The organism is Cysteiniphilum sp. 19S12-1 (assembly GCF_052030685.1).
Classification (GTDB): domain Bacteria; phylum Pseudomonadota; class Gammaproteobacteria; order Francisellales; family Francisellaceae; genus Caedibacter.
The window spans coordinates 1-22,792 of sequence record NZ_JBQAJM010000005.1 but is presented as its reverse complement, the minus strand read 5'-3'; the positions used below and the strand labels follow the sequence as shown (position 1 = coordinate 22,792).

21 protein-coding genes and 1 riboswitch are annotated in these 22,792 nt (G+C 37.4%); of the genes, 16 read left to right on the top strand and 5 right to left on the bottom strand.

The annotated features are described in order from the left end of the window. Nucleotides 1-7 precede the first annotated feature (7 nt). Entirely contained in the window at nucleotides 8-499 is a 492-nt protein-coding gene (locus tag ACTS4L_RS02520) for a hypothetical protein (RefSeq protein ID WP_440617129.1), read from the top strand. A 128-nt stretch (nucleotides 500-627) separates the two neighbouring features. Here the strand turns inward: ACTS4L_RS02520 and ACTS4L_RS02515 are convergent, their stop codons facing one another. Together ACTS4L_RS02515 and ACTS4L_RS02510 are read right to left on the bottom strand one after the other, a co-directional pair. After that, nucleotides 628-1,353 (bottom strand): hypothetical protein, encoded by a 726-nt coding sequence (locus ACTS4L_RS02515; RefSeq protein WP_440617127.1) that lies wholly within the window; start codon nucleotides 1,351-1,353, stop codon nucleotides 628-630. Nucleotides 1,354-1,359: 6 nt separating this feature from the next. Continuing rightward, a complete protein-coding gene (locus ACTS4L_RS02510) occupies nucleotides 1,360-3,393 on the bottom strand; it encodes a TonB-dependent receptor (protein ID WP_440651672.1) in 2,034 nt (677 codons plus the stop codon). Between the two features lie 28 nt (nucleotides 3,394-3,421). Beyond that, a riboswitch (cobalamin riboswitch) is annotated at nucleotides 3,422-3,618 on the bottom strand. Between the two features lie 357 nt (nucleotides 3,619-3,975). Between ACTS4L_RS02510 and dxs the strand changes: the two genes are divergently transcribed. Further along, nucleotides 3,976-5,847: a 1-deoxy-D-xylulose-5-phosphate synthase gene (dxs, locus tag ACTS4L_RS02505; RefSeq protein WP_440617124.1), complete on the top strand. Its 1,872-nt coding sequence runs from the start codon at nucleotides 3,976-3,978 to the stop codon at nucleotides 5,845-5,847. 1 nt (nucleotide 5,848) lies between these two features. Here the strand turns inward: dxs and ACTS4L_RS02500 are convergent, their stop codons facing one another. Together ACTS4L_RS02500 and ACTS4L_RS02495 are read right to left on the bottom strand one after the other, a co-directional pair. Further along, nucleotides 5,849-7,078: an MFS transporter gene (locus ACTS4L_RS02500; protein WP_440617122.1), complete on the bottom strand. Its 1,230-nt coding sequence runs from the start codon at nucleotides 7,076-7,078 to the stop codon at nucleotides 5,849-5,851. Continuing rightward, nucleotides 7,075-7,503: a nuclear transport factor 2 family protein gene (locus tag ACTS4L_RS02495; protein WP_440651670.1), complete on the bottom strand. Its 429-nt coding sequence runs from the start codon at nucleotides 7,501-7,503 to the stop codon at nucleotides 7,075-7,077. Before ACTS4L_RS02495 ends, ACTS4L_RS02500 begins: the two co-directional genes overlap by 4 nt. Before the next feature lie 115 nt (nucleotides 7,504-7,618). Here ACTS4L_RS02495 and ACTS4L_RS02490 point away from each other — a divergent pair, with 115 nt between their 5' ends. The 7 genes from ACTS4L_RS02490 to ACTS4L_RS02460 all read left to right on the top strand — a co-directional run bounded on the left by ACTS4L_RS02490 (nucleotide 7,619) and on the right by ACTS4L_RS02460 (nucleotide 16,344). Next, on the top strand, nucleotides 7,619-8,461 hold the full coding sequence (locus ACTS4L_RS02490; protein WP_440617120.1) for a LysR family transcriptional regulator: 843 nt from the start codon (nucleotides 7,619-7,621) through the stop codon (nucleotides 8,459-8,461). Between the two features lie 126 nt (nucleotides 8,462-8,587). Beyond that, nucleotides 8,588-9,577, top strand: a complete 990-nt coding sequence (trhO, locus tag ACTS4L_RS02485; RefSeq protein WP_440617119.1) for an oxygen-dependent tRNA uridine(34) hydroxylase TrhO — start codon at nucleotides 8,588-8,590, stop codon at nucleotides 9,575-9,577. Between the two features lie 72 nt (nucleotides 9,578-9,649). Next, the gene (locus ACTS4L_RS02480; RefSeq protein ID WP_440617118.1) at nucleotides 9,650-11,062 is read left to right on the top strand and encodes a coniferyl aldehyde dehydrogenase; all 1,413 of its coding nucleotides are present in this window, start codon (nucleotides 9,650-9,652) and stop codon (nucleotides 11,060-11,062) included. Nucleotides 11,063-11,158: 96 nt separating this feature from the next. Then, the gene (locus ACTS4L_RS02475) at nucleotides 11,159-13,993 is read left to right on the top strand and encodes an ATP-binding protein (protein ID WP_440651668.1); all 2,835 of its coding nucleotides are present in this window, start codon (nucleotides 11,159-11,161) and stop codon (nucleotides 13,991-13,993) included. Between the two features lie 173 nt (nucleotides 13,994-14,166). Then, nucleotides 14,167-15,384, top strand: a complete 1,218-nt coding sequence (locus tag ACTS4L_RS02470) for a pyridoxal phosphate-dependent aminotransferase (protein ID WP_440617116.1) — start codon at nucleotides 14,167-14,169, stop codon at nucleotides 15,382-15,384. A gap of 11 nt (nucleotides 15,385-15,395) precedes the next feature. After that, nucleotides 15,396-16,019: an NAD(P)H-dependent oxidoreductase gene (locus tag ACTS4L_RS02465; RefSeq protein ID WP_440617114.1), complete on the top strand. Its 624-nt coding sequence runs from the start codon at nucleotides 15,396-15,398 to the stop codon at nucleotides 16,017-16,019. 136 nt (nucleotides 16,020-16,155) lie between these two features. Further along, nucleotides 16,156-16,344 carry a hypothetical protein gene (locus tag ACTS4L_RS02460; protein WP_440651666.1) on the top strand — a complete coding sequence of 63 codons (189 nt, stop codon included), beginning with the start codon at nucleotides 16,156-16,158 and terminating at the stop codon, nucleotides 16,342-16,344. A 137-nt stretch (nucleotides 16,345-16,481) separates the two neighbouring features. Here the strand turns inward: ACTS4L_RS02460 and ACTS4L_RS02455 are convergent, their stop codons facing one another. After that, nucleotides 16,482-16,844: a hypothetical protein gene (locus tag ACTS4L_RS02455; RefSeq protein WP_440617111.1), complete on the bottom strand. Its 363-nt coding sequence runs from the start codon at nucleotides 16,842-16,844 to the stop codon at nucleotides 16,482-16,484. A gap of 285 nt (nucleotides 16,845-17,129) precedes the next feature. Here ACTS4L_RS02455 and rpsP point away from each other — a divergent pair, with 285 nt between their 5' ends. The 7 genes from rpsP (at nucleotide 17,130) to xerD (ending at nucleotide 22,196) form a co-directional block, all read left to right on the top strand. Then, the gene (gene rpsP, locus ACTS4L_RS02450; protein ID WP_440617110.1) at nucleotides 17,130-17,387 is read left to right on the top strand and encodes a 30S ribosomal protein S16; all 258 of its coding nucleotides are present in this window, start codon (nucleotides 17,130-17,132) and stop codon (nucleotides 17,385-17,387) included. Nucleotides 17,388-17,533: 146 nt separating this feature from the next. Then, nucleotides 17,534-18,064, top strand: a complete 531-nt coding sequence (gene rimM, locus ACTS4L_RS02445) for a ribosome maturation factor RimM (protein WP_440617109.1) — start codon at nucleotides 17,534-17,536, stop codon at nucleotides 18,062-18,064. 14 nt (nucleotides 18,065-18,078) lie between these two features. Beyond that, nucleotides 18,079-18,822, top strand: coding sequence for a tRNA (guanosine(37)-N1)-methyltransferase TrmD (gene trmD, locus ACTS4L_RS02440; RefSeq protein WP_440617143.1), 744 nt, complete (start codon nucleotides 18,079-18,081; stop codon nucleotides 18,820-18,822). A 33-nt stretch (nucleotides 18,823-18,855) separates the two neighbouring features. Next, nucleotides 18,856-19,203, top strand: coding sequence for a 50S ribosomal protein L19 (gene rplS, locus ACTS4L_RS02435; protein ID WP_440617107.1), 348 nt, complete (start codon nucleotides 18,856-18,858; stop codon nucleotides 19,201-19,203). 219 nt (nucleotides 19,204-19,422) lie between these two features. After that, nucleotides 19,423-20,634: an AAA family ATPase gene (locus ACTS4L_RS02430; RefSeq protein WP_440617105.1), complete on the top strand. Its 1,212-nt coding sequence runs from the start codon at nucleotides 19,423-19,425 to the stop codon at nucleotides 20,632-20,634. After that, a complete protein-coding gene (locus ACTS4L_RS02425) occupies nucleotides 20,627-21,316 on the top strand; it encodes a DUF4276 family protein (protein ID WP_440617104.1) in 690 nt (229 codons plus the stop codon). The genes ACTS4L_RS02430 and ACTS4L_RS02425 overlap by 8 nt, the downstream gene beginning before the upstream one ends. Further along, nucleotides 21,309-22,196: a site-specific tyrosine recombinase XerD gene (xerD, locus tag ACTS4L_RS02420; RefSeq protein WP_440617103.1), complete on the top strand. Its 888-nt coding sequence runs from the start codon at nucleotides 21,309-21,311 to the stop codon at nucleotides 22,194-22,196. Before ACTS4L_RS02425 ends, xerD begins: the two co-directional genes overlap by 8 nt. The last annotated feature ends 596 nt before the right edge of the window (nucleotides 22,197-22,792 follow it).

The following is a 22,792-nucleotide window of genomic DNA, read 5'->3' as shown; positions in this document are numbered from 1 at the left end:
ATCAATCATGATTTATGCCTTTTTCTATCTTGCTTTTTGTATTTATCTAGGTTTTTTTCTTAAGAATAAATGGGCTGCATTGTTTCTTGGTGTTTCGGTTATAAGTTGGTTTATTGTGCGCTTACCTGAGGTTAATACTGATCTTAGTTGGCGCTTTGCTTTAACGCTCATCTCTTATATCAGCGAGTTTGTTGTGCTGTTGTATTTTTTCCCTCAGAAAATCACTCAGTTAACGCGCCCGAATGTGCGCAAAAACCTTATTGTCGCAGCTGTTTTATTAGTGCTTTTCAGTGTGGTTGTTTTATTTAGTAGTCTTGCCATTCCTTATATGCAGCAAGTGTTAATGCATCAAGCAAATGCTGATATTAATCATTTGTTATCGCAGATCAGTTGGCTATATCGCTTTGGTAGTTTTGCTGGTTGGTTAAGTTTCTTTAGCTATCTTTATCTTTGGATTGGCTTAAGTCGGTTTATTGTTAAACGACCTTTGGGTGTTTAACGGAGGTGGGCGTATGCAATACGCCCCTACAAAATTTTCACCTCGCCCCTTGCCGGAGTCGTGCGGCGTAAGCGGCACGGGTGAGGGGTGATTGAATTTATTTTTCATTTGTTATAATTGATCGTGTGCTACTTTGTGATTAACTGTAAAGGAATATTAATATCAATGCTGTGAGGCAATAAAAGTTTATGCGTATAATTTTGTGACTGCAAAAAGTGAATTAAAAGATTTTGTAAAGCTTCAGGTGGCAAGGGCGAGAAGCTTATTTTTTCTAATATACCTTGTGAATTAACCGTCAGTGTAATGATAAGATTAAGGGATTTATCCGGTGATGGCTGCTTAGCAAGATAGTTGCTTAGGGCAGTTTGTAGCGCTGACATTACCTCATTGATTTCTCTGGCAGTGCTAAAGTTTGCTGAGGCTGGAGCAGTGTTTAGTTGAATGGAATCATCCCCTTTACTAACAGCTTGAGGTAATGTTTTGTTTCTCTCAATTTTTTTAACTTTATTATCTTCTTGCTGTAATGGTTTTACCTGCTTTGGCGGATTGGTTTCAATTTTTAGTTTTGAGTCATGTGTCATTATTAGCTGGGTGTCAGCTGTGGTTGCTGCTTGTTTACTTTCTTTAGCAGATGATTTTTTTATAGGGCTTATAACACTATTTGGAATGTTCCTGTTTATCGTGGTTTTACTTAAATAAACAATATGTGCCGGAATACTCTCTTTAGTGAGTGCAATATCAATCGGCTTTTGAGGTATGTTGTTAATATATTTGGCAAGCGTGCATAAAAGGACAATTACTAAGAGAACACTTAAGTGTAAAGTCAGTGACAGTAGGGTTGCACGCTTCATCATAAGGAATTAAAACTGATATTGAATATTAAGCATTGCGACAATGCCGTCAGCCGGATAGTAACTTAAATCCGTCAAATTATAAGTTGAAACATAATTGTAATAGAATTTATTAAATAGATTATAAATATTGAAATTAAACTGCCAATAATCTAGCTGATACTTAGCCCCAAGATTGGTAAGGAAATAACCGCTTTGCTTGGCAAGGGTATTGGTGTAATCACCATAAGCATAGCTCTTACTATAATATTGCTCTTGTAGCCAAAATGAGAGGCTGTCATTGAGTTGCCAATGGCTATGGAACTCCGCAGTAAAAGACGGTTGCCCAGGGACTTGATTGTTGCTAATATCAACGTTAATTTTATTGCTATCCTCAAAAAAACCGGATCTAAACGTATTTAAATTAAAAGCAAAACTACCGCCAAGTCTTAAGCTCGACAGCCACGCGTAATCAAGCGCGAATAAATTACCAATCGTTTGCGTCGGCGGTAGATTAATATTTGCTCCAAAAGGTGTGCTATCACTTTTGAAACTTGGATCATAATCAATCTGATTATTAATTAGCATCCAATAGCTACTGTTTTTCAACGTCAGTTTGTCATTTTTATACATATTATCAAACTGATAAATCCACGCTGTTTGCGGATTTAAGCCAAAGCTTGGTGTCGCTCCTGGCGTTAGATTAGATTGATCGATAAAAGGTAACTGATAGGCGTATGAAATCGAGCCACGTGTATTGAAGTGTTTGCTCCAGTTATATTGCAAATAAATATCACCTGCTCCGATATTAATCACCTGTGAGCCAGAGTTATTACTAGAGATAAAGTCGCCCTTGGTATAGCTATGCTCAAAACGCCCCCCAATACCGCTTTGCCAATAGTGATTGAATATAAAGTCACTTTGATTAAACAGTGCAATATTCGTTTGTGTTGCATTATTTACCGTACTGCTTTGTCTAAAGGTCTGATAGTTAAACTCGCTACCGAATGTGTTTTTCACAAAATCATTATCAAATATCACACTTGGGCGCAAATAAAATAAGCTACTGCCTTGCTTAGAGGAATAGTTTGAATCAGCAAAAATAGCGTTTGCCCATTGCTGTTGATATTGCGATTTGAGGCTAAATTGCCACCGTTTATTAAGTTTTTGGTCGAAATTAAGCTGTGTATTAACGGTGTGGTTAATATATTTTTCTTTGCCGTTACTAGCTTGCCATGGATTGTCGTCACTTTGATCTTGATTTAATGATCCAGGGAAATGTAAATATTGGTAACTATCACTAAAGTTCAGTGTGAATTTTTGCGTATTGGTTTGATGCATTAACGCAATATAGGCACTATTGCTGTTATTACGTGAGTAATCGCGATAACCATCAATGCTTTGACTATTATTAGCAAGTTGCAAACTCCATGTTTTTTCATTATCCAATAGCTTATTAATAAAGACATTAACGCCAGCGCCAAATGGGTAGCCGCCAGATAAACCAATCGTATATTTATCTTGAGCCATAAATTTCTGCTCAATGTTGATTGTGCCACCTAAACCCATACCACCGTAGAGCACACTACTGGCAGTAGGATCGACGGTGATACTTTCAATACTATCTTGTGGAATTAACGAAATATTTTGCGCTTGCGAGTTAAATTGATTCAGTGGAATACCATTTAATAACACATTGGCACGTTGCCCCTTCAAATAAAAACTAGGGTTTGCCGCGCTACTATTGTTACTGTTAACCCAAGCATTTTGCTCAATGGTGTGATCAATGCTTTGATTGGCATAATTGGGCATTAATGATACGCTAATCGGTGCTCTAGAGGCATCGCTACTATCTCGTGTTTTCTTTTGGCCATGATTTAATTGATTCTCATAATTTATAACAATCGTTGGCAAAGTGTATTCCGTTGCTGAGGGACTAGGATCACTGGTGATATTTTTGATGTTGTTATCACTATTTTTTGTTATTTGATCCGCAAATATTGTTTGCCCAACGATGGCAAATAGTATGATGGCACTTAATGTGCGAAAACGGTATGGTTGCATGGAGCCCTCTTTGCTGTTTATATCCCCGTAAACGAATTATTATTAGGCAGGTTTCCGGACTTGACCTAAATGCTTCTTCCCAGTTGCCTAGTGAATGATTGCAAGCGGTATTTTGAATACTCAAAAACACCGTGTTTTACCGTTGCGGGTACAGTATTGGATTTACACCAATTTCCCTTTTAACGTATGTTTTATAACACACGCACCTAACAGCTGGTGATATTAGAGTGCTTTAAAGCAAATGGCAAGACGGCATTTGTTTTTATCTTCCCTTCGACTTCGCTCAGGGAACGGCAAGTAACTTTTTGGGGGACTTAGTTGTAATAAGCTTCAATGCGCCCACGAATTTGTTACCTCGCCCCTTGTGGGATTGCTCGTGCAGCTTACGCTGCACGGGTGAGGGGTGCTGCGTTGGCTGAGCGTGAGTCGAAGCCTAAGTGATCTATTAGGGGCTCATGAGGCACGATTGACTATGGAATTAATAACATTAAAAGCAAAGAATATTAAGGGTTTTACTTGAGAAAGCTGCCATAGTAAAGGATACTATGCCACAGAACTAAAATAGACACATTGCTTGTTGTTATGTCAAAAACAAATCGTGCAAATTACCCGTTGTTATCAAAGATCAACTCGCCTTGTGATGTACGCAAGCTTGCCGTTTCTCAATTAACGGATTTAGCGACTGAAATACGCACGTTTCTTGTTGAGACTTTAGATGTCTCAGGTGGGCATTTCGCTAGTAGCTTGGGAGCATTAGAGCTTACTATTGCTTTGCATTATGTCTATGACACACCGAGTGATCACTTAGTATGGGATGTCGGGCATCAAACGTATGTTCATAAGATCCTAACAGGGCGAGCGGATGAGTTAATTACGATTAAAAAGCCCGGTGGCATTTCAGGCTTTCCTAAGCGCAGCGAAAGTGTTTATGACAGCTTTGGTGTCGGGCACTCAAGTACATCCATTGGTGCGGCTTTAGGTATGGCTGAAGCTGATAAATTGAAAGGATCATCTGCTAAATCCGTTGCTATTATTGGTGATGGCGCACTAACAGCAGGCATGGCATTTGAGGCGTTAAACCATGCAGGAGGCATGCACTCGGATGTTTTGGTTGTATTAAATGACAATGAAATGTCTATTTCTGAGAATGTTGGTGCTCTTACAAGTCATTTGACCAAAATTCTTTCTGGTTCAACCTATAACAATATTCGTGAAACCGGTAAAAAGTTTCTTAAAAAACTGCCTGGTGCGTTTGAGTTGGCAAAACGCTTGGAAACCCAAGCCAAGGGGATGTTTGTACCGGCTAATTTATTTGAAGCACTTAACTTTTACTATGTGGGTCCAATTAATGGACATGATATTGAGGCTTTAGTTGAAGCTTTAAAAACCATTAAACATCACGAAGGACCTAAGCTTTTGCATATATTAACCAAAAAAGGCAAAGGCTATGAAAAAGCAGAAGCAGATCCCATTAAGTTTCATCATGTCAATCCTCAGTTTAATTCAAACAATAGCACTAGCACCATAAGTTCATCTACCGCAAAGTTAAGCTATTCTAATATTTTTGGGCAGTGGATTTGTGATATGGCAGCCAAAGATGGCAAGCTTGTGGGTATCACACCTGCAATGCGTGAAGGGTCAGATTTAATTCGTTTTTCAAAGGAGTATCCTAAACGTTATTATGATGTAGCAATTGCTGAACAGCATGCAGTGACGTTTGCCGCAGGCCTTGCCTGTGAGGGTTATAAGCCCGTGGTGGCAATTTATTCAACTTTTTTACAGCGTGCTTATGATCAGGTGATTCATGATGTCAGTATACAGAATTTAGATATTCTGTATGCTGTGGATCGTGCAGGAATCGTCGGGGCGGATGGCGCAACGCATGCAGGTATTTTTGATCTAAGCTTTATGCGTTGCATTCCTAATACTGTTGTCATGACGCCAAGTGATGAAAATGAATGTTACCATATGTTAAATCTTGGCTTTAAACACCAAGGACCTGCAATGGTTCGCTACCCTCGTGGTACGGGCACAGGTGTCGAGATTACCAAAGATTTTGATTTGGAAATGGGAAAATCAAAATGCGTGCGCGAAGGTCAAAAAGTGGCAATTTTAAATTTTGGAACATTGCTCCCCATAGCGCTTAAGGCAGCCGAGCAGCTTAATGCTACCGTAATAGATATGCGTTTTGTTAAACCTTTAGATATGCAAATAATTAAAGAGCTAGCCGGTTCTCATGAGGTTATTATTACATTAGAAGAAAATGTGATTATGGGTGGCGCTGGATCTGCCGTGAATGAATATCTAATTGCTAATGATCTATTAAGTAAAATCAAAGTGCGTAACATCGGATTGCCTGATCATTATCAGGATCATGGGGATAAAAATGCTTTACTGGCAGAAGTAGGGATTTCAGTAGAGGGTATTATTCAGTTAGTTGAATCAATTGTTTAAGTTAATCGGTAGGGCAAGTCTCAAGGAATGATTTTTTGCGATGGGATATAAAAAGATATATGCCAAACCATAATATCAGCAAACCAGTCATAAGCGCATAAGAAACAACCAGACCCTCGTAGCCAAAGCGGGTAAGATAAGCACCAAGACTGCTAAAGGCAAAAGCAAACAGATTTTGTACCAACCCAATGGCGGATGCGGCAGTGCCGCGGCGATGTGGGTGAAGAGACAATGCTTGACTCACTAAATTGGGCATACCAATACCCGCACCAATGGTAAAGATAAAAAATGGAATGGCTAATAACCATGCCGATAGAGTAACACCAGCTAGTTCAGCAATAACAACTAAGATAAAAACAATGGTTGTAACTGCCACAGGTAACATGAACATATGTTTAAATGAACTGCCTTTTTTCAGTAAAAATTTAGAAAAAAGTCCACCCAAAATAAATGCCACTGAAATCGGTATAAAGAACAGACTAAAACTTTTTGTCGCAAAATGAAGTTTTGTCAGTAAAAAAGGAACCTGTGATAAGTAAACATATACCGACATGTAGATCGTAGCACTGGCAAAGGCAAGTATCATAAATTGCGCATCAACAACTAAGTGCTTATATTGTCTTAAAATCGATAAGACGATATGAGTTTGCTCTAGTTGATGTTGTGTTTTTTTGATTTGTGATGCAGCGTTTGCTGCGGGTAAACTCAAAGTTAGCCCAATAAGAATAATTGCCAGAATCGTTAAGGTAAAAAAAAGCGCTTGCCAATGGCTAAAGGATAGGATTAATCCACCAAACATCGGTGCTAATGCTGGCATCGAGCCAATGATGATAAATCCTGAGTTAATCATGTGTTTTGCTTTGTCCTCAAAGTAGGTAAAGCTCAACACCTGCCATAAACAAAGGGCACTCGCGGCACTTAAGCCCTCGACAAAACGCGCAAAGATAAAGGTGGATATATTGGGTGAAAATATCGCGATTAGATTGGCAATAATATAAAGAGTAAGTCCGAAGATAAGCACCTTGGAGGTTTTAATATGATCGGCGATGGCACCATATAAAGGGATACCAATTGCTAAGCCAAGCATATAAAAACTTACGGTAAGACTTATATGTGCTTTGGTAGTAGCAAAAGTTTGTTGTAATGTTGGAATGGCTGGAACATAGATGTTTACGGTTAATATAGACAGTAAAGCAAGTAAATAAATCAGTGATTTTATACGTGTATTCATAATGTTTCCTTGATGTGGGATTTTTTATGATAGGTGTGATATAGCGTGTTGGAGTCTTCTAAAGCACGATAAGAAATGATCTGATTTTCTGTAACTTCATAAATAGACACGATATAAGTGGCGAAGAATTCATTATTATGCTTAAAGGTGCATTCAAGATAGCCATATTCATAAACAAAACTGGTGTTATTACTAGCAATGATATCCATTGGTGTTTTGCTAAAGCTTGTCACTGATTGACGAATATTGGCAAAGTGACGGATAATTTCAGCTTTGCCGTGAAAGTCGCCACTCCATGGTGCGCCAATACTGTCACTATGCCACACAGCATCTTCAGCGATAAGTGCCAGAGCTTGCTCAGCTTGTGCATTTTTTTGATGATTTAAGAAGTTACGAACGATTGTTAAGTTGTGTTGATTCATCATAATTACCTTAGGTTTTTGAATTTGTTAGCAGTATACAGTTTTCAATGTTAATTAAAATTGAATAATATTTAATATAGTATTAACTTATTATGAACGATATTGAGTGAGAAGATAAATGAACTATACCTTGCAACAGTTGCGCATCTTTATGTCCATCTATGAGTTAAAAAGCTTACGCCAAAGTGCAGAAGTGATGTTTTTAACGCCTCCAGCTTTGACTAAACAGCTGCAAAACTTGGAGGATATTGTGGGTTTTCAATTATTTGAACGAACCAATAATAAATTAATTGCTAATAACAAAGGGCATGCTTTTTACACGCTGATTAAACCCATGCTACTTGAGTTTGATCGCATCAATCAGTTGGAGTTGCCTTTTTTAAAGCAAAAAAAGCCAACACTTAAAATTGCCTTATCGCAAATATTTGAGCAAAGTTTGTTTTGCAAAATTAGTCAAATCATGAAAAGTGATCAATCATTTGATTATGACCTTGTTGTTGAAAATAAAACAAAGCATATTGAGTTGTTACTTAAACATCAGGTAGATGTAGCCTTGGTTGTACTCAATGAAGGCGAAAAAAATATGCTTAAAGATCATGGGTTTGAAGTCAAACTCTATACTGATATTGTGTTTGATGCTTATATTTCACGTGACTTAGCAAAAGGCTTCAACGGTATTGAGCAGGATCTAAAAACATTAAAATGTATTATGCAAACACAATTAAAAGATATGTTACAGATTAAAAATGCGCTTTATTTTTCCTCTTATACGACCATATTGCATGCAATTACCCAAGGCATTGGTTATGGCTTTTTACCAACAGCCCTGTTAGCTGCTCAAGAAAAGGAGATGCTTCTGAATATAAACGAGCAGATATCTGAGAACCCCTCTAATGTGCAAAGTTATTATGTCTATGCGCAAAACTCACCACTATTGAGTCTTATTAAAATGGTTTTTTAGGTGAAATGGTGTATAATGCGTTCACTCGGCACCCACCATCAATCATATTTTGATTGCGGTTGTCTGTTTAAAATCGAATCATACAAATGATAAATAGTAGAAATAAAAAGGTATAAAGGGTATAGCATGTCAAAGTACGTGGTTTCAGCACTGTATAAGTTTGTCACATTGGAAGATTATGAAGCAATAAGAGCGCCATTGTTAAAAACAATGGAAGATAACATGGTGCGTGGTACGTTATTGTTAGCCAAAGAAGGTATCAATGGTACGATTGCAGGCACTGCAGCAGGCATTGAAGCGGTACTTAAGTTTTTAAAATCGGATATACGTTTGACTGATTTGGTACATAAAGAATCATTTGATGAGCATATTCCTTTTAATCGCACGAAAGTGAAGCTAAAAAAAGAAATTGTGACCTTAGGTGTTGAAGGACTAGATCCTCTTAAAGTTTGTGGTACTTATGTTAAACCACAAGATTGGAATGCCCTAATTTCTGACCCTGAAGTTTTATTAATTGATACACGCAATGATTACGAGGTTGACATTGGTACTTTTAAAAATGCGGTTAACCCGCATACGGAGACGTTTCGTGAGTTTCCTGAATATGTTGAAAAGCATTTAGATAAGACAAAGCACAAAAAAGTAGCGATGTTTTGCACCGGAGGCATTCGTTGTGAAAAATCAACTGCCTTTTTGAAAGAACAAGGCTTTGATGAAGTCTATCATTTAGAAGGTGGTATTTTAAAATATCTTGAAGAAGTGCCTAAAGAGGAAAGTCTATGGCAAGGCGAATGCTTTGTCTTTGATTCACGTGTTGCTGTGACGCATGATTTGACCAAGGGGCAATATGATCAATGTTACGCTTGTCGTCGTCCAATTACTGAAGAAGACAAGCTAAAGCCTGAGTATGAGCAAGGAGTCTCTTGTCATCATTGTAAGGGTAACCATACCTCTGAACAAAGAAAGCGTTTCTTAGAGCGTGAAAAACAAAGCCAATTAGCGCGTGAACGAGGAGAGTTTCATATCGGTGAAGAGGCAAAACAAGTAGGGTTAATCCGTAAAGCGCAAAAACAGCAAAAGCGCGAAAGAGATCGTTTGGCGAATAAGAGTCGTTAATAATAAATAGGAGAAGTCCGTAATTTCATTTATTTATACATTATTACTTAAAGCAAAGGGATAGATAGATTAATGGACAATATCGATAAAAAGCAATTGTTACAGTTGTTTTCATTACAGAAAAAATCTTTTTCACTTGATCAATATCCTGATTATGCATTGCGTAAAGATAAAATTAAGCGTTTATATTCTGTATTATTAAAATATGAAAAAGCATTGATTGATGCAGTAAGTGATGACTTTGGTCATCGCAGTGCGAATGAGACTTGGTTGAGTGAGATTTTTCAAGTTACCAGTACCATTAAGTATGTCCTTAAATCTTTACGCAGTTGGATGACTAAAGAGAAACGTCATACCAGTATGATTTTTAAACCCGCTAAAAACTACGTTTATTATCAGCCCGTCGGTGTTGTTGGTATTATGGTGCCATGGAATTATCCCATTTTGTTGAGCTTATCTCCGCTTATCTATGCATTGGCTGCGGGAAATCGAGTGTGCATTAAACTCTCAGAGCATACACCTAAAACCAATCGCGTGATGATGGACATTTGCAAACGCACTTTTAATATTGATGAAGTGGCGATTGTCACAGGTGGTGTTGAGGTCGCGCAAAGTTTTAGTGAATTACCTTTTGATCATTTGTTTTTTACTGGATCAACGACTATTGGTAAGAAAATAATGCAGGCTGCAGCTAAAAATTTAACACCTGTAACACTTGAGTTAGGTGGGAAATCACCGTTAATTATCAGTCAAAATTTTCCTTTAAAAAAAGCGGCTACAATGATTACTTTTGCCAAAGGTTTAAATGCTGGACAAACCTGTATTGCACCGGATTATGTATTTGTTCATGCGCAAAAAGTTGAGGCATTTGTTGCTGAAATGAGTGAGGCATTTAAGGAGATGTATCCACAATATATGCGTAATGATGATTACAGTAGCGTGATTAATGAGGTGCAGTTTAATCGTTTACAAGAATATATTGAGGAGGCAAAAGGGCGGGGCGTTAAGGTTATTGCGTTAGATGAATGTGAAGCAAAGAATGACCACAATCGAAAAATACCCATTACACTGCTATTAAATCCAAAGCATGATTTACAGGTGATGCAAAATGAGATCTTTGGTCCATTGTTGCCTGTGTTAAGCTATCAATCGATTGAAGAGGTGATAAGTTATATTAATCAAAAGCCTCAACCATTAGCCGCTTATATTTTGAGTTATGATCGCACTGAGCAAGAATATATTAATAGGAATATTATCAGTGGTGGGATGTGTATTAATGATGTGTTAAATCATATTGCTCAGCATGATTTGCCTTTTGGCGGCGTTGGCAATTCAGGCATGGGGCGTTATCACGGTTTTGAAGGGTTTAAAACATTTTCTAATGCCAAATCAATTTGTCAGCGAGGTAGACTCAATAGTGCTTTATGGCTTTACCCACCTTATGGGCAACGATTTTCTTGGTTTCGTAAATTTTTCAAAGGATGAGTTAAGTTTTATTTTTAAGATGGCAGTTTCCCACTGCAAAATGATTTATGGGTGATATAATTCATCATTAAACGCGCTAAATCAAAAGCACATCTTATGCTTAAAAATGTTGGCATCCGCGGTCGGATGATTCTATTAACCTTATTACCAACACTGACGGTGTCAGCATTACTTGGTTTTTATTTTATCAGCATGCGCTTTTCTGATTTAGATCGTAATTTATATATTCGTGGTGAGGCAGTTACCACAGAACTTGTTGCTGCCTCTGAGTATGGACTGTACTTTGATAGCAAGATTATCTTACAAAACGTTACAGATAATATTTTAAGTTATCCTGATGTACGCATGGCTGCGATTTATGATACTAATGGTGATTTATTAACATTCACGGGTAAAATTCCACAAGTAAACCCTGATTTTTTCAAAGAAAACTCAGACTTAATGAGTAAAAAAATCTTTATGCAAGAAGGGCATAAAAATATTCAGTTTTTGGCACCTGTTATTTCACGTACGGTTAATCCAAAAGAAAAGAGTGTTGATAAGCTTTATACTGAGAAAGACCAGCGTATCGGTTGGGTCGTTATTACCCTAAGTCGTGAAAATACCATTATGAATCAGTATCAGGCGATTATTGCGACATTATTGATTGTGCTTATTGGACTAACAGTGAGTATTTTATTTGGGCTACGCTTAAGTGGTGATTTGATTAATCCACTGTTTGATATTATTAATGCAGTGAAACGTATTAAAGAAGGCGCGTTAGATACTAAGCTTGACGGCAATCCACCCGGCGAGCTTAAGAATCTTGAAGAGGGTGTCAACAGTATGGCACTATCTCTTAATAATGCCCATCAAGAAATGACGCGTAATATCAAACAAGCGACAAGGGAGTTAAGGCACACGCTGAACACAATTGAGCGCCAAAATATTCAATTAGATCAAGCGCGAAAAGAAGCGATTGAAGCTAGCGAGATAAAAAGTAAATTCTTGGCAAATATGAGCCATGAGATCCGCACACCCATGAATGGTGTATTAGGTTTTTTAGATTTATTAGCAAAAAGTAATCTGAGTCCTTTGCAACGTGAATATTTAGAAACAATTATATTATCTTCTAATAATCTATTGAGCATTATTAACGATATTTTAGATTTCTCAAAGATTGAATCGGGCAACTTGATTCTTGAATACCAACCTTTTGACCTACGCGAAGAAATCACTAATTGTATGATGCTGTTTAAACCCAAAATCATTGAACAGCAGATTGACTTTGGTGTATTACTAGACCCGCAATTGCCACAGATGGTTATGGGTGATGCGTTAAGATTCTGCCAAATTTTAACTAATCTTGTCGGCAATGCACTGAAGTTTACAGAGCAAGGAAGTGTCTGTGTCAATGTTGAATTAAAAGCAACTCATCAACACCAAGTTGAAATATATATCAAAGTTGAGGATACAGGTATTGGCTTGTCTCAAGCGCAAATTGATAAACTTTTTCATGCATTTACTCAAGCAGATTTATCAACCAGTCGCAAATATGGAGGCACTGGACTGGGACTGACTATTAGTAAAACACTGATTGAAAAGATGCATGGGGAGATCAAGGTTAAAAGTGAATTAGATCATGGCGCATGTTTTAGTTTTAATGTGTTCTTTGATAAAGTCTCTGCTCCAACCATCAAAGAAACAAAGCCGATAAGTGTTAAGAAGCTTATTGTTTATAGCCAGAGTCAATATGCTGGAGAGATGTTTCTTGCACACATTTCACTACTTGATATTGAATTTATTTATTGTGACAGTGAAACCACATTGATTGATACTGTTGTTGAGCAAGATGACGTTGATATCGTGTTAATTTATAATACTTTGCCTGATATGCAGAAATTAAAACAATCTTTAATCATCGATTTACAGTCATTTACGCAAGCAGATATCTTTCTTATTGCTAATATGCCATTAAATGAGTTATTTGATTATACGCGCCAGTTAGGTCTTAAGAATTGTTTAAATTACCCATATAAGCTTAATAAACTGGCTTCTTTTTTAGAGAGTTCGCTTGAGTTGAGTGAAACAAAAGAGGTTGCCACTATAGATGACATACCTAATCTTCAAGCAGAAAAATCGATACTCATCGTTGATGATAATCCTATTAATTTAAAGCTTTTGCATATTTTATTGGAAACAAAAGGCTACTCCCCAGTGGATGCCTTTAGTGCAAAAGAAGCCTTGTCACTAATAGAAAAGCAAAATTTTATAATGGTCTTAACCGATGTACATATGCCTGAGATGGACGGTGTTGAATTATGCCATGCATTGCGTCAAGTTGATCGCTATCGTGATGTGCCCATCATCGCTGTGACAGCAGATGTTGTTGAAGGACAAGGTGAAAGTTTATTAAAAGAGGGTTTTGATGCCATACAAATTAAGCCGATTGATGATACTGCCTTATCTGAACTGTTGATACATTACTTAGGCAATAGCGATATCCCGATACAAGTTGGAAATGCTATAAATGACCAATATGCTCAAATGAATCAAGATCAGCAAATAACAGATGAGATAATTCAAAATAATGATGCAGGTGAAAGCAAAAAATATATTGATATTGAGCTAGCTTCAAGCTTGGCTGGAGGCAATATTGCTTTTGCTAAGGAGATGTTGTCAGCATTTATGAGCTCTTTAAGCGATGCCATTAAAGAAATTATAACCGCTTATGAAAATAATGAGGGCAAACACTTGAGAGATTTAGTGCATAAGCTTCACGGAGGTGCTAGTTACTGTGGAGTACCCGTGCTTAAAAATAAATTGGCAAACCTCGAAAAAGCATTACAACATAATAATTATACGATTGATGCCATTGTGCTAGAGAAGTATGAGCAATTTATAACGGTTTGTGATAAAACAATATATGCGTATCATCAATATAATCAATAAAACAAATAAGAATAAGTAATGATGTATAAATAAGTTGCATTATCTAGTACCTCTCTCCTTGTGGGAGAGGTCATATAGCTTAAGCTGCACGGGTGAGGGGTGTAATTAGAACTCAACTTATTTTTTTGATTCATTGCTAAAATGAATTAACCATGTTAAGGAGCGAAATCTACATGTTAGATCAAGAAAAACGTTTTAGTCAGCGCATACTGAATGTTGAAGGTTCAAAAGCCGCTGAAATGGCAGCGCGTGCAGCAAGTCTTATTAAAGCAGGGCATCAAGATGTGATTTCTTTGGCGGTTGGTGAGCCAGGGTTTCATTCACCCAATGAGGTTAAAGAGGTGGCTAAAAAAGCGATTGATGAAAATCGCACGCAATACACGCCAGTTGATGGAATTGTTGAATTAAAAGAGGCAATTATTAGACGATACAGCCGCGATTATCAGCTTAGTTTCCAAAATAATGAAGTATGTGTAACGACAGGCGCCAAGCACAGTCTATATAACATCTTTAATTGTATTTTAAATGCGGGTGATGAAGTAGTTTTCTTCTCACCCTTTTGGACATCTTATCCTGATATGATTAAGCTTGCGCATGGTAACCCGGTAGTTGTTGAGACAACGCATCACAATGACTTCCAACCAACGGAGCATGACTTAAGAGCAAAGGTTAGTACCAAAACAAAAGCGTTAGTCCTTAATATTCCACACAATCCAACCGGTGCGATATATCACAAAGAAACATTGAATATGATCGCTCGCGTATTAAATGATTACCCTGATGTTTGGGTTATTAGTGATGATATTTATGATATGCTTTACTGGGGAGATCGTCCACTGACATTGATTGAAATTGCACCTGAGTTAAAATCGCGTTATGCCATTGTTAATGGCGTATCCAAAAGCTATGCGATGGCAGGGTGGCGTATTGGCTATATCATCGCACCCGAGGATATGATCAATATGCTAAAGCGTTATCAGTCACAATCGATGTCATGCGCGTGCTCTATCTCACAATATGCGGCGATAGAAGCGCTTAACTTACCTAGATCAGCACTATTTGAACAGCTAGCAACATATCAAGAACGTGTCAATCTTTGTTATGACGCCTTACAAAACGTGCCAGAGATAGATTGTCTATTACCAGAGACAACCTTTTACTTATTCCCTTATGTGCAACCAATTATTGATGCATTAGGCTTTAAAGATGACTTAAGTTTTTGTTTGCATTTGTTAGAAACCAAGCATTTAGCGGTTATGCCAGGTTCCGCGTTTGGTGCACCAGGTTATCTACGCCTTAGCTGTGCTGATGATCTCAGTATTTTAACAGATGCCATGGGACGTTTGGTCGATTATGTTAAACAAACAACAACGCATATCAAAGCATTATAAAGAGGATTCTGATGAATTATATTGAACTATTAGAACAGCGCTTTGCTTGCAAGAAATTTGACCCGACACGCAAAATTTCTGCTAAAGATAAAGCATTTATTTTAGAAGCAGGGCGTCTGTCGCCATCATCGTTTGGTTTGGAACCATGGCAGTTTGTCGTGATCCAAGATGATAAATTGCGTGAGAAATTAAAACCTGCATGCTGGAATCAAAGTCAAATTACGGATTCAAGCTTTATTGTAATCATCTTAAGCCGCAAAGCGCATAATTTCCGTGGTAAGAGTGATTATGTTCGTCAAAAGGTTTCACGACGAAATTTACCACCAAAAATCCAGGATACATATTTAGGTTTAGTGCAAAACTATCTCAGTGTTGAAGATACGGATGCCTGGGCAAAAAGACAGTGTTATATTGCGCTAACGAACCTACTCAATGCCGCACAATCTTTAGATATTAGCAGTTGTCCTATCGAGGGTTTTGAAGCTGAAAATGTTAAGAAAGTCCTTGATGAATATAAACAAATTAATTTTGATGATTTTGATTTCTCAGGTGTGATGTGTGCATTTGGTTATAGTGCCATGGATTTACCAAAAAAGTTTCGTGCTGCTTCAACCGAAGTTATTATTGAAATTTAGCTATTGAATTTGCTTTTTTAAAACTCTTTTTATTTGCTGTGACATCTTAAGCTTTTATTAATTTTGATTATCGATGATGAACAGGTGTTATAACACTCCCCCATAGAAACGTAAAATTATTAAAGGAGCACTTAAAATGAAAAAGAACAAATTTTTTAAAGCGATTGCACTGATGTTTATCGGTATTTTCTTATCAGGTAATTTAGCAGCAGCTTATGCAGGGACTGATTATGTTCCAAACTCAAACAAAGCATATAAACATAGCCTTGTTCAACCTGCCAAAAACACACCAAGTATAGCGATGATGAACTCAGATAGTGAATAAAAGTATCATATTATTAATCTAAAACATTCCCCTTCTCAAGATCTTAACATTTATCCCCTCACAATCTTTAGCAGTTATGAAAATATGATCAGGTGTTTTTTGATTCTTGGATCAAGTCTGGGAATGACCATGAATCGTCATATTTGCGTTTGACCCAAATATCCATGAGGCAGCTTCATAAGTTCGGCAATATTAACACCTATCCAATAGTGGTTTTTAGATTGGTAAATAATATTTAAGCGCAATGTGATCACTTGGTTGGTTGTTTCATGCGTTATGTACTGAGTGCCTAAACGCGATAGACTCTCAAATGAGACTAAGTTGTGAAATTCATTTAATGGTAGGTTTATTAGGTCAAAGTTTGCTGTGGTCTTAACGAGTTTGCCGACGTCGTTATAGCAAACAGCAACGATATTTAGTTTGTAACAAAAGTCCTCAATATTTTCTTCTATATCCACGCTCGAATTGCTAGGTACCCCATGAACTGTAGCAATACTCATAAAAAGCTCTCCTTATTTTGTAATTAAAGCAAACTCATTTTGCTGTTTCTTTATGGTATGTCGCTGTGAGTTTATGATCCACTGGGAAAAATACTGGGAGAAGACTCGCTGTCAAAGCGCCCAATAAAATGATCAGATAAGCCATAAATTAATTTACATAAAAATAAAAACTAAACTCGAAAACCACTGGTGCTTATGTCAAAAATACGCTAAAATGCGCCCGTTTTTGTGTTTAGCACAGATTCTAGAGCAACAATAATTAATATAGAAAATTTGGAGAATATTATGGTCGTAATTCGTATGGCTAGAGGTGGCGCTAAGAAGCGTCCTTTTTATAGAATCGTAGTAACAGATAGCCGTAAAGCGCGTGATGGTCGTCCTATCGAACGTGTGGGTTTCTTTAATCCATTGGCAAAAGAACATGAAGAAAAAGTACGTGTTGATCTTGAGCGTGTTGACTACTGGTTAGGTACAGGTGCTAAGATGTCTGATCGTGTGACTTCTATTGTTAAAGAAGCGCGTAAAGCAACAGCGCAAGCTTAAATAAAATAAAAGCACAAAGCACGCTAAGTGCTTATGTTGAGTTTTTAAGTTTTTAAGAAACGCCAATCACGCTTATATCGTTGATTGGCGTTTTTGTTTTATGTGTTTAATTTTATTTTAATTGATTGCAGAATAAGGTTGTTAACATGTCACAACAAGATAATGTGCAAAATGATGAAATGATCGTCATTGCCAAAGTGGGTGCAACATATCGTTTAAAAGGTGAATTAAAGCTATATGTCTTAAGTGATTCGATTGAAACAGCGCTGTCTTATGGTCAATGGTATATCAAAAAAGCAAGTGATCGCACGTGGTCAGTGTTAACAGGAGAATCTGTCAGTCGCGTCGGTGATAAGCTTGTGATTCAGTTTGCTGATGCCGATGTCAAAGAAATTGCAGCGAAATATACCAATGCCTTACTCGCTGTGCCAAGGTCGGTGTTAAAAGAAACAGCAGAAGATGAATACTATTGGGTAGACTTAATCGGTATGCAGGTTGTTAACAAAGAAGGGCAGTCATTTGGCAGGGTTGATGATATTTTAGATACAGGTGCCAATGAGGTGCTTTGTTGCAAACATAAAGATCAATCGTATTTGATACCTTTTGTGAACGACTATGTGATTGACGTTAACAAGAATCAAAAGATAATAACTGTTAATTGGCAATACGACTATTAAGAGAAAGTATAATGATTAACTTTGCAGCGATTACGATATTTCCTGAAATGTTTGATGCGATTACTCAATACGGTGTTTCAGCACGCGCATTTCAGCTTGAAAAAGCAAGGCTTATGACCATTAATCCGCGCCAGTTTGCAATGAATCGTTATCAGACAATTGATGATCGTCCCTTTGGTGGTGGACCTGGGATGGTGATGATGTATGACCCTTTGCAAAAAGCCATTGTTGAAGCCAAAAAAAGATTGAACAAACCCGCTAAAGTTGTATACTTGTCGCCGCAAGGAAAACCCTTAACTCAAAACGTAGTTAAAGAATTTGCTTGTGAAGATGCTTTAATCTTGCTTTGTGGTCGTTATGAAGGTATCGATGAGCGTTTGATTGAGCGTCATGTTGATGAAGAAATTTCAATAGGTGATTATGTCTTAAGCGGTGGCGAGCTACCGGCGATGACATTGATTGATAGCATCGTGCGCTTACTGCCGGGTGTGTTAAATGATCAAGCATCAGCTGTTGAAGATTCATTTTATGATGGTTTGTTAGATTGTCCGCATTATACGCGACCTGCAACACATGTTGATGCAGGTGATGTGCCGACGGTATTGTTATCTGGAGATCATCAGAAGATTCAACAATGGCGGTATCAGCAAAAGTTAAAACGTACTTTTCTACGACGTAAAGAATTGATTGAGTGCCTATGTCTATCGAATGAAGATAAGCAATATCTTGAGCAGTTAGCCCAAGATGAAAAACAATAAATGTGATAGAGAATGCACAATTAGGAGAAAGAAATGAAGAATAAATACTTAGAAATGGTTGAGAATTCACAACTACGCACTGATTTGCCAATATTTCACCCTGGTGATTCAGTAACAGTTAATGTATGGGTAAAAGAAGGTGATAAAGCGCGTATTCAGGCGTTTAAAGGCTTCGTACTTGCGATCAAGAATCGTGGTATCAACTCAGCATTTACTGTACGTAAAATGTCATCTGGTGAAGGTGTGGAGCGTACGTTTCAAACACATAGCCCAATTATTGACAGCGTTGTTGTCGAAAGACGTGCTAAAGTTCGTCGCGCTAAGCTTTACTACATGCGTGGCTTGACTGGTAAGGCCGCAAGAATCAAAGAAAAAGTATAATTTTCAAGGTTGGCATCGCCAACCTTTTTTGTTTTTATGACTTACTTAAAATTAACCATTCGATTTTTTTGTTAAAGTAAGTTTGTCTCATGTCATTTAAGCGTTCGTTGTCATGATTTTTTGATCCAAAATATTGGTTAACGTTATCCGAAATATTGATTAAAATAGCCCTAATGTACTTAGACAACTTCAGAGTTTTGAGTGATCTCAAGGAATAATATGAAAGGTTATTTAACGCGAATGAAAGTTAGTGGGTTTAAATCTATTGCTGATTTAGATAGTCTAGAGCTTGGAAGTTTAAATATTTTAATTGGTGCCAATGGTGCAGGAAAAAGTAATTTTATTCAAATTTTTCGAATGCTGATGGCAATGAGTGAGGGTAACTTCACATCATTTATTAGTAGTCGTGGTAGGGCTGATAACTTCCTTTATAATGGCCCCAAAATTACGGAAAGAATAAAAGTTTCTTTTGAGTTCCAGTCAACAAACAATATGGAAGCGAGAAATTACTATGCTCTTGAGCTAGTGCCAACAGTAGAAGAGGATTTTCTAATTGAAGAAAGTAGAGCATTTCAAAAGAACCCTTTCATGGGTTTGGAATTTGAGATTGACGAAATGGATTCAAAGTTGCATACAGAAAATGAAGGGTGGTCATGGCCATCAAAAGATACATGGCGTAGCTATGGACTGCCCAGTAGAGAGAGCAGAATTTCGGAGTTAAAAAGTGAGAGGTCTGCAGATGGCAAATATAATGGCATTGGATATTTTGTGCATCGTTCGATATCTAACTGGGTTGTATATCACTTTCATGATACAAGTGCTAACTCACCGATGCGTCGATCAGATATTGTTGAGAATAATAAGAAGCTTTATGGTGATGCAAAAAATATTGCATCATTTCTATTAAATTTAAGAAATAATTTTCATGATTCCTATATAGAAATTCTTAATGCGATTAGATTGGTTATGCCATTTTTTGATGATTTTATATTAGATATTAAAGTATCTGGACAAGAGCAAACAGTAAAGCTTGATTGGTTACAAAAAGGCTCAGATTACCCAATGCAACCATATCATTTATCCGACGGATCAATTCGTTTTATTTGTCTAGCAACTGCCTTATTACAATCTGAACCACCATCAACAATTATTATTGATGAACCAGAGTTAGGGCTTCATCCAGCAGCTATTGTTATCTTGGCAGAGCTAATTCAGCAAGCAGCTCAAAGAACGCAAGTAATTGTAGCGACACAATCTCCGGAATTAATCGATCAATTTGCAGTTGAAGATATTATTGTCGTTAATCGCAAAGAAGGAGCATCGACTTTTGAGCGTTTAAGTGAAAAAGATTTTTCACAATGGCTTGAAAATTACTCAGTTGGCGAGTTATGGGCTAAAAATGTTATTGCTGGAGGACCTCAGTATGAGTAATTATATTGAGGTTATGACTATAGTCGAAGGTAGAACAGAGCAGACGTTTATTGAAAAAGTAGTGCAGCCGTATCTTGCGCCTAAGAATATATTTATACGGGCAACTCAAGTTTCAAAACCTGGACAAAAAGGTGGTGATGTTCGATTTGAAAGAGTTAAGCAAGATATAGCCATATATCTAAAGCAACGTTCTGATATTTATGTAACAACCATGATTGATTACTACGGGATTAAAGAATGGCCTGGTATTGCAGATATATCACAAAATTACTCAATACAAGACATTTCAAAACACCTTAATGAGCGAACGATTAGTACACTATGTGAAGACTTACCTCAGTTACACATCACAGCACGATTTATCCCTTATATGGTAATGCATGAATTCGAGGCGTTGTTATTTAGCGACAGTAGCATTCTGGCACAATCCTTAAATATTGATGAACATAAAATAACTAAGATAGTTGAAGCGTTTTCTACACCTGAAGCAATTAATAACTCTAGAGAGACAGCGCCTTCTAAAAGACTTGATGGATTTACTGCAACAGGTAAGTTTGCCAAGACAACAACGGGGATAGCTATTGCAATGAAAATAGGCATACCTTGCATAAGAGAAAAATGTTTTCTCTTTAATGAATGGCTTGAAAGCATAGAAAATTTAATTGCGGCTAAAAATGCATAATTATTCTGAAGTTATTAATCAATTTATTGATGATATCTGGCTAAGTGAAGGTTTAAGCCAAAACACTTTATCCTCTTATAAAACGGATTTAAATCATCTGCTTAAATTCTATCAAAAGCATGATTTAGTTAATCTTCAACTTTTAGAGTTACAAGCCTTTTTAGCCAAACGCTTAAGTGAAGGTTATAGTGCTCGATCTAATGCACGAATGATTTCAACCTTGCATAAATTTTACGGTTGGTGTTACGCACAGCAAAAGATTACAACAAATCCAACACAGAAGTTAATATTACCCAAATTACCTAAAAGTTTACCTAAAGATCTTTCCGAGGAAGATGTTGAAAAGTTGCTAGATGCACCTGATTTAACGACGGATATTGGCATTCGTGATAAGGCATTGTTAGAGCTAATCTATGCCACGGGCTTACGCGTGAGTGAATTGGTTAATTTAACTTTGGATGATGTTAATTTGCGCCAAGGTGTCGTGCGTGTTATGGGTAAAGGCTCAAAGGAACGTTTAGTACCAACCGGTGAATATGCTTTGGAGTATTTAAATAAGTATATTAATGAAGTACGTGATGGCTGGCTGCAGGGATTGAAGCTTGATAAGTTATTTGTATCACATCATCGAAAAGGGATTACGCGCCAGACGTTCTGGCATCGTATTAAGTTTTATGTTGAGCTTGTTGGCATCAAAAAAGAGATCTCACCGCATACTTTGCGTCATGCGTTTGCAACACACTTGTTAACTCATGGTGCTGATTTGCGTTCAGTGCAAATGCTTTTGGGACATAGCAGTGTATCAACAACAACGATTTATACGCATATATCACAAGTGCGATTAATGAATTTATACAAGGAACATCATCCACGTGCTTAACAGAGTTGAGAAGAAGAAAAGTAGCCTGTATTGACTGCATTAAATATTTACTCAAAAGCACGTACCCTGAGCATCAGTCGAAGGGCACGTTAGGGGGCAAAATACTTAGTAATGATAGAAATAAAGTTGTGTTATTTTTCCACCTCGCCTCTTGTGGGATCCCTCGTGCAGCATAAGCTGCGCGGGTGAGGGGGGAATTATAAAGGCTTCGACTTACGCTCAGCCAACGCTTACGCAGTAGTGTAGCGTCCCCGACTATTTGGCATCGATAGTCCCACGGTGAATGCGGAGATAATTTTGACTGTTTTTCAGTCTCTTATCTTATCCGATTAAGGAGGCAGGGATGATTCGTATGTTAAATCAATGTGGTTGCCTGCTTCTATAATTTGCTCTTCAAATGAAAGTAGTCTAGAGCTTCGCTCGCACGCTCGCTTACAAAGCCTTGGCTTTACCGCTTCCTTGCGATTGAAAACAGATGTCACGTGTAGGTATTAACGCATGCTTTCGAGGACTTCTTCGAGAATATCACTTGAGATATGATTTAAGTTACGGGCGCAGGCAACTTCCAAACAATTGGTCACGACATTATAAATGTG

Coding starts and splice junctions, on each gene's coding strand:
- dxs (WP_440617124.1), top strand. CDS start 3,976: ATGTCAAAAACAAATCGTGCAAATTACCCGTTGTTATCAAAGATCAAC.
- ACTS4L_RS02510 (WP_440651672.1), bottom strand. CDS start 3,393: ATGCAACCATACCGTTTTCGCACATTAAGTGCCATCATACTATTTGCC.
- ACTS4L_RS02455 (WP_440617111.1), bottom strand. CDS start 16,844: ATGAGTATTGCTACAGTTCATGGGGTACCTAGCAATTCGAGCGTGGAT.
- xerD (WP_440617103.1), top strand. CDS start 21,309: ATGCATAATTATTCTGAAGTTATTAATCAATTTATTGATGATATCTGG.
- ACTS4L_RS02490 (WP_440617120.1), top strand. CDS start 7,619: ATGAACTATACCTTGCAACAGTTGCGCATCTTTATGTCCATCTATGAG.
- ACTS4L_RS02520 (WP_440617129.1), top strand. CDS start 8: ATGATTTATGCCTTTTTCTATCTTGCTTTTTGTATTTATCTAGGTTTT.
- ACTS4L_RS02515 (WP_440617127.1), bottom strand. CDS start 1,353: ATGATGAAGCGTGCAACCCTACTGTCACTGACTTTACACTTAAGTGTT.
- ACTS4L_RS02470 (WP_440617116.1), top strand. CDS start 14,167: ATGTTAGATCAAGAAAAACGTTTTAGTCAGCGCATACTGAATGTTGAA.
- ACTS4L_RS02480 (WP_440617118.1), top strand. CDS start 9,650: ATGGACAATATCGATAAAAAGCAATTGTTACAGTTGTTTTCATTACAG.
- ACTS4L_RS02495 (WP_440651670.1), bottom strand. CDS start 7,503: ATGATGAATCAACACAACTTAACAATCGTTCGTAACTTCTTAAATCAT.
- ACTS4L_RS02425 (WP_440617104.1), top strand. CDS start 20,627: ATGAGTAATTATATTGAGGTTATGACTATAGTCGAAGGTAGAACAGAG.
- rpsP (WP_440617110.1), top strand. CDS start 17,130: ATGGTCGTAATTCGTATGGCTAGAGGTGGCGCTAAGAAGCGTCCTTTT.
- rplS (WP_440617107.1), top strand. CDS start 18,856: ATGAAGAATAAATACTTAGAAATGGTTGAGAATTCACAACTACGCACT.
- ACTS4L_RS02460 (WP_440651666.1), top strand. CDS start 16,156: ATGAAAAAGAACAAATTTTTTAAAGCGATTGCACTGATGTTTATCGGT.
- ACTS4L_RS02475 (WP_440651668.1), top strand. CDS start 11,159: ATGCTTAAAAATGTTGGCATCCGCGGTCGGATGATTCTATTAACCTTA.
- ACTS4L_RS02500 (WP_440617122.1), bottom strand. CDS start 7,078: ATGAATACACGTATAAAATCACTGATTTATTTACTTGCTTTACTGTCT.
- rimM (WP_440617109.1), top strand. CDS start 17,534: ATGTCACAACAAGATAATGTGCAAAATGATGAAATGATCGTCATTGCC.
- ACTS4L_RS02465 (WP_440617114.1), top strand. CDS start 15,396: ATGAATTATATTGAACTATTAGAACAGCGCTTTGCTTGCAAGAAATTT.
- ACTS4L_RS02430 (WP_440617105.1), top strand. CDS start 19,423: ATGAAAGGTTATTTAACGCGAATGAAAGTTAGTGGGTTTAAATCTATT.
- trhO (WP_440617119.1), top strand. CDS start 8,588: ATGTCAAAGTACGTGGTTTCAGCACTGTATAAGTTTGTCACATTGGAA.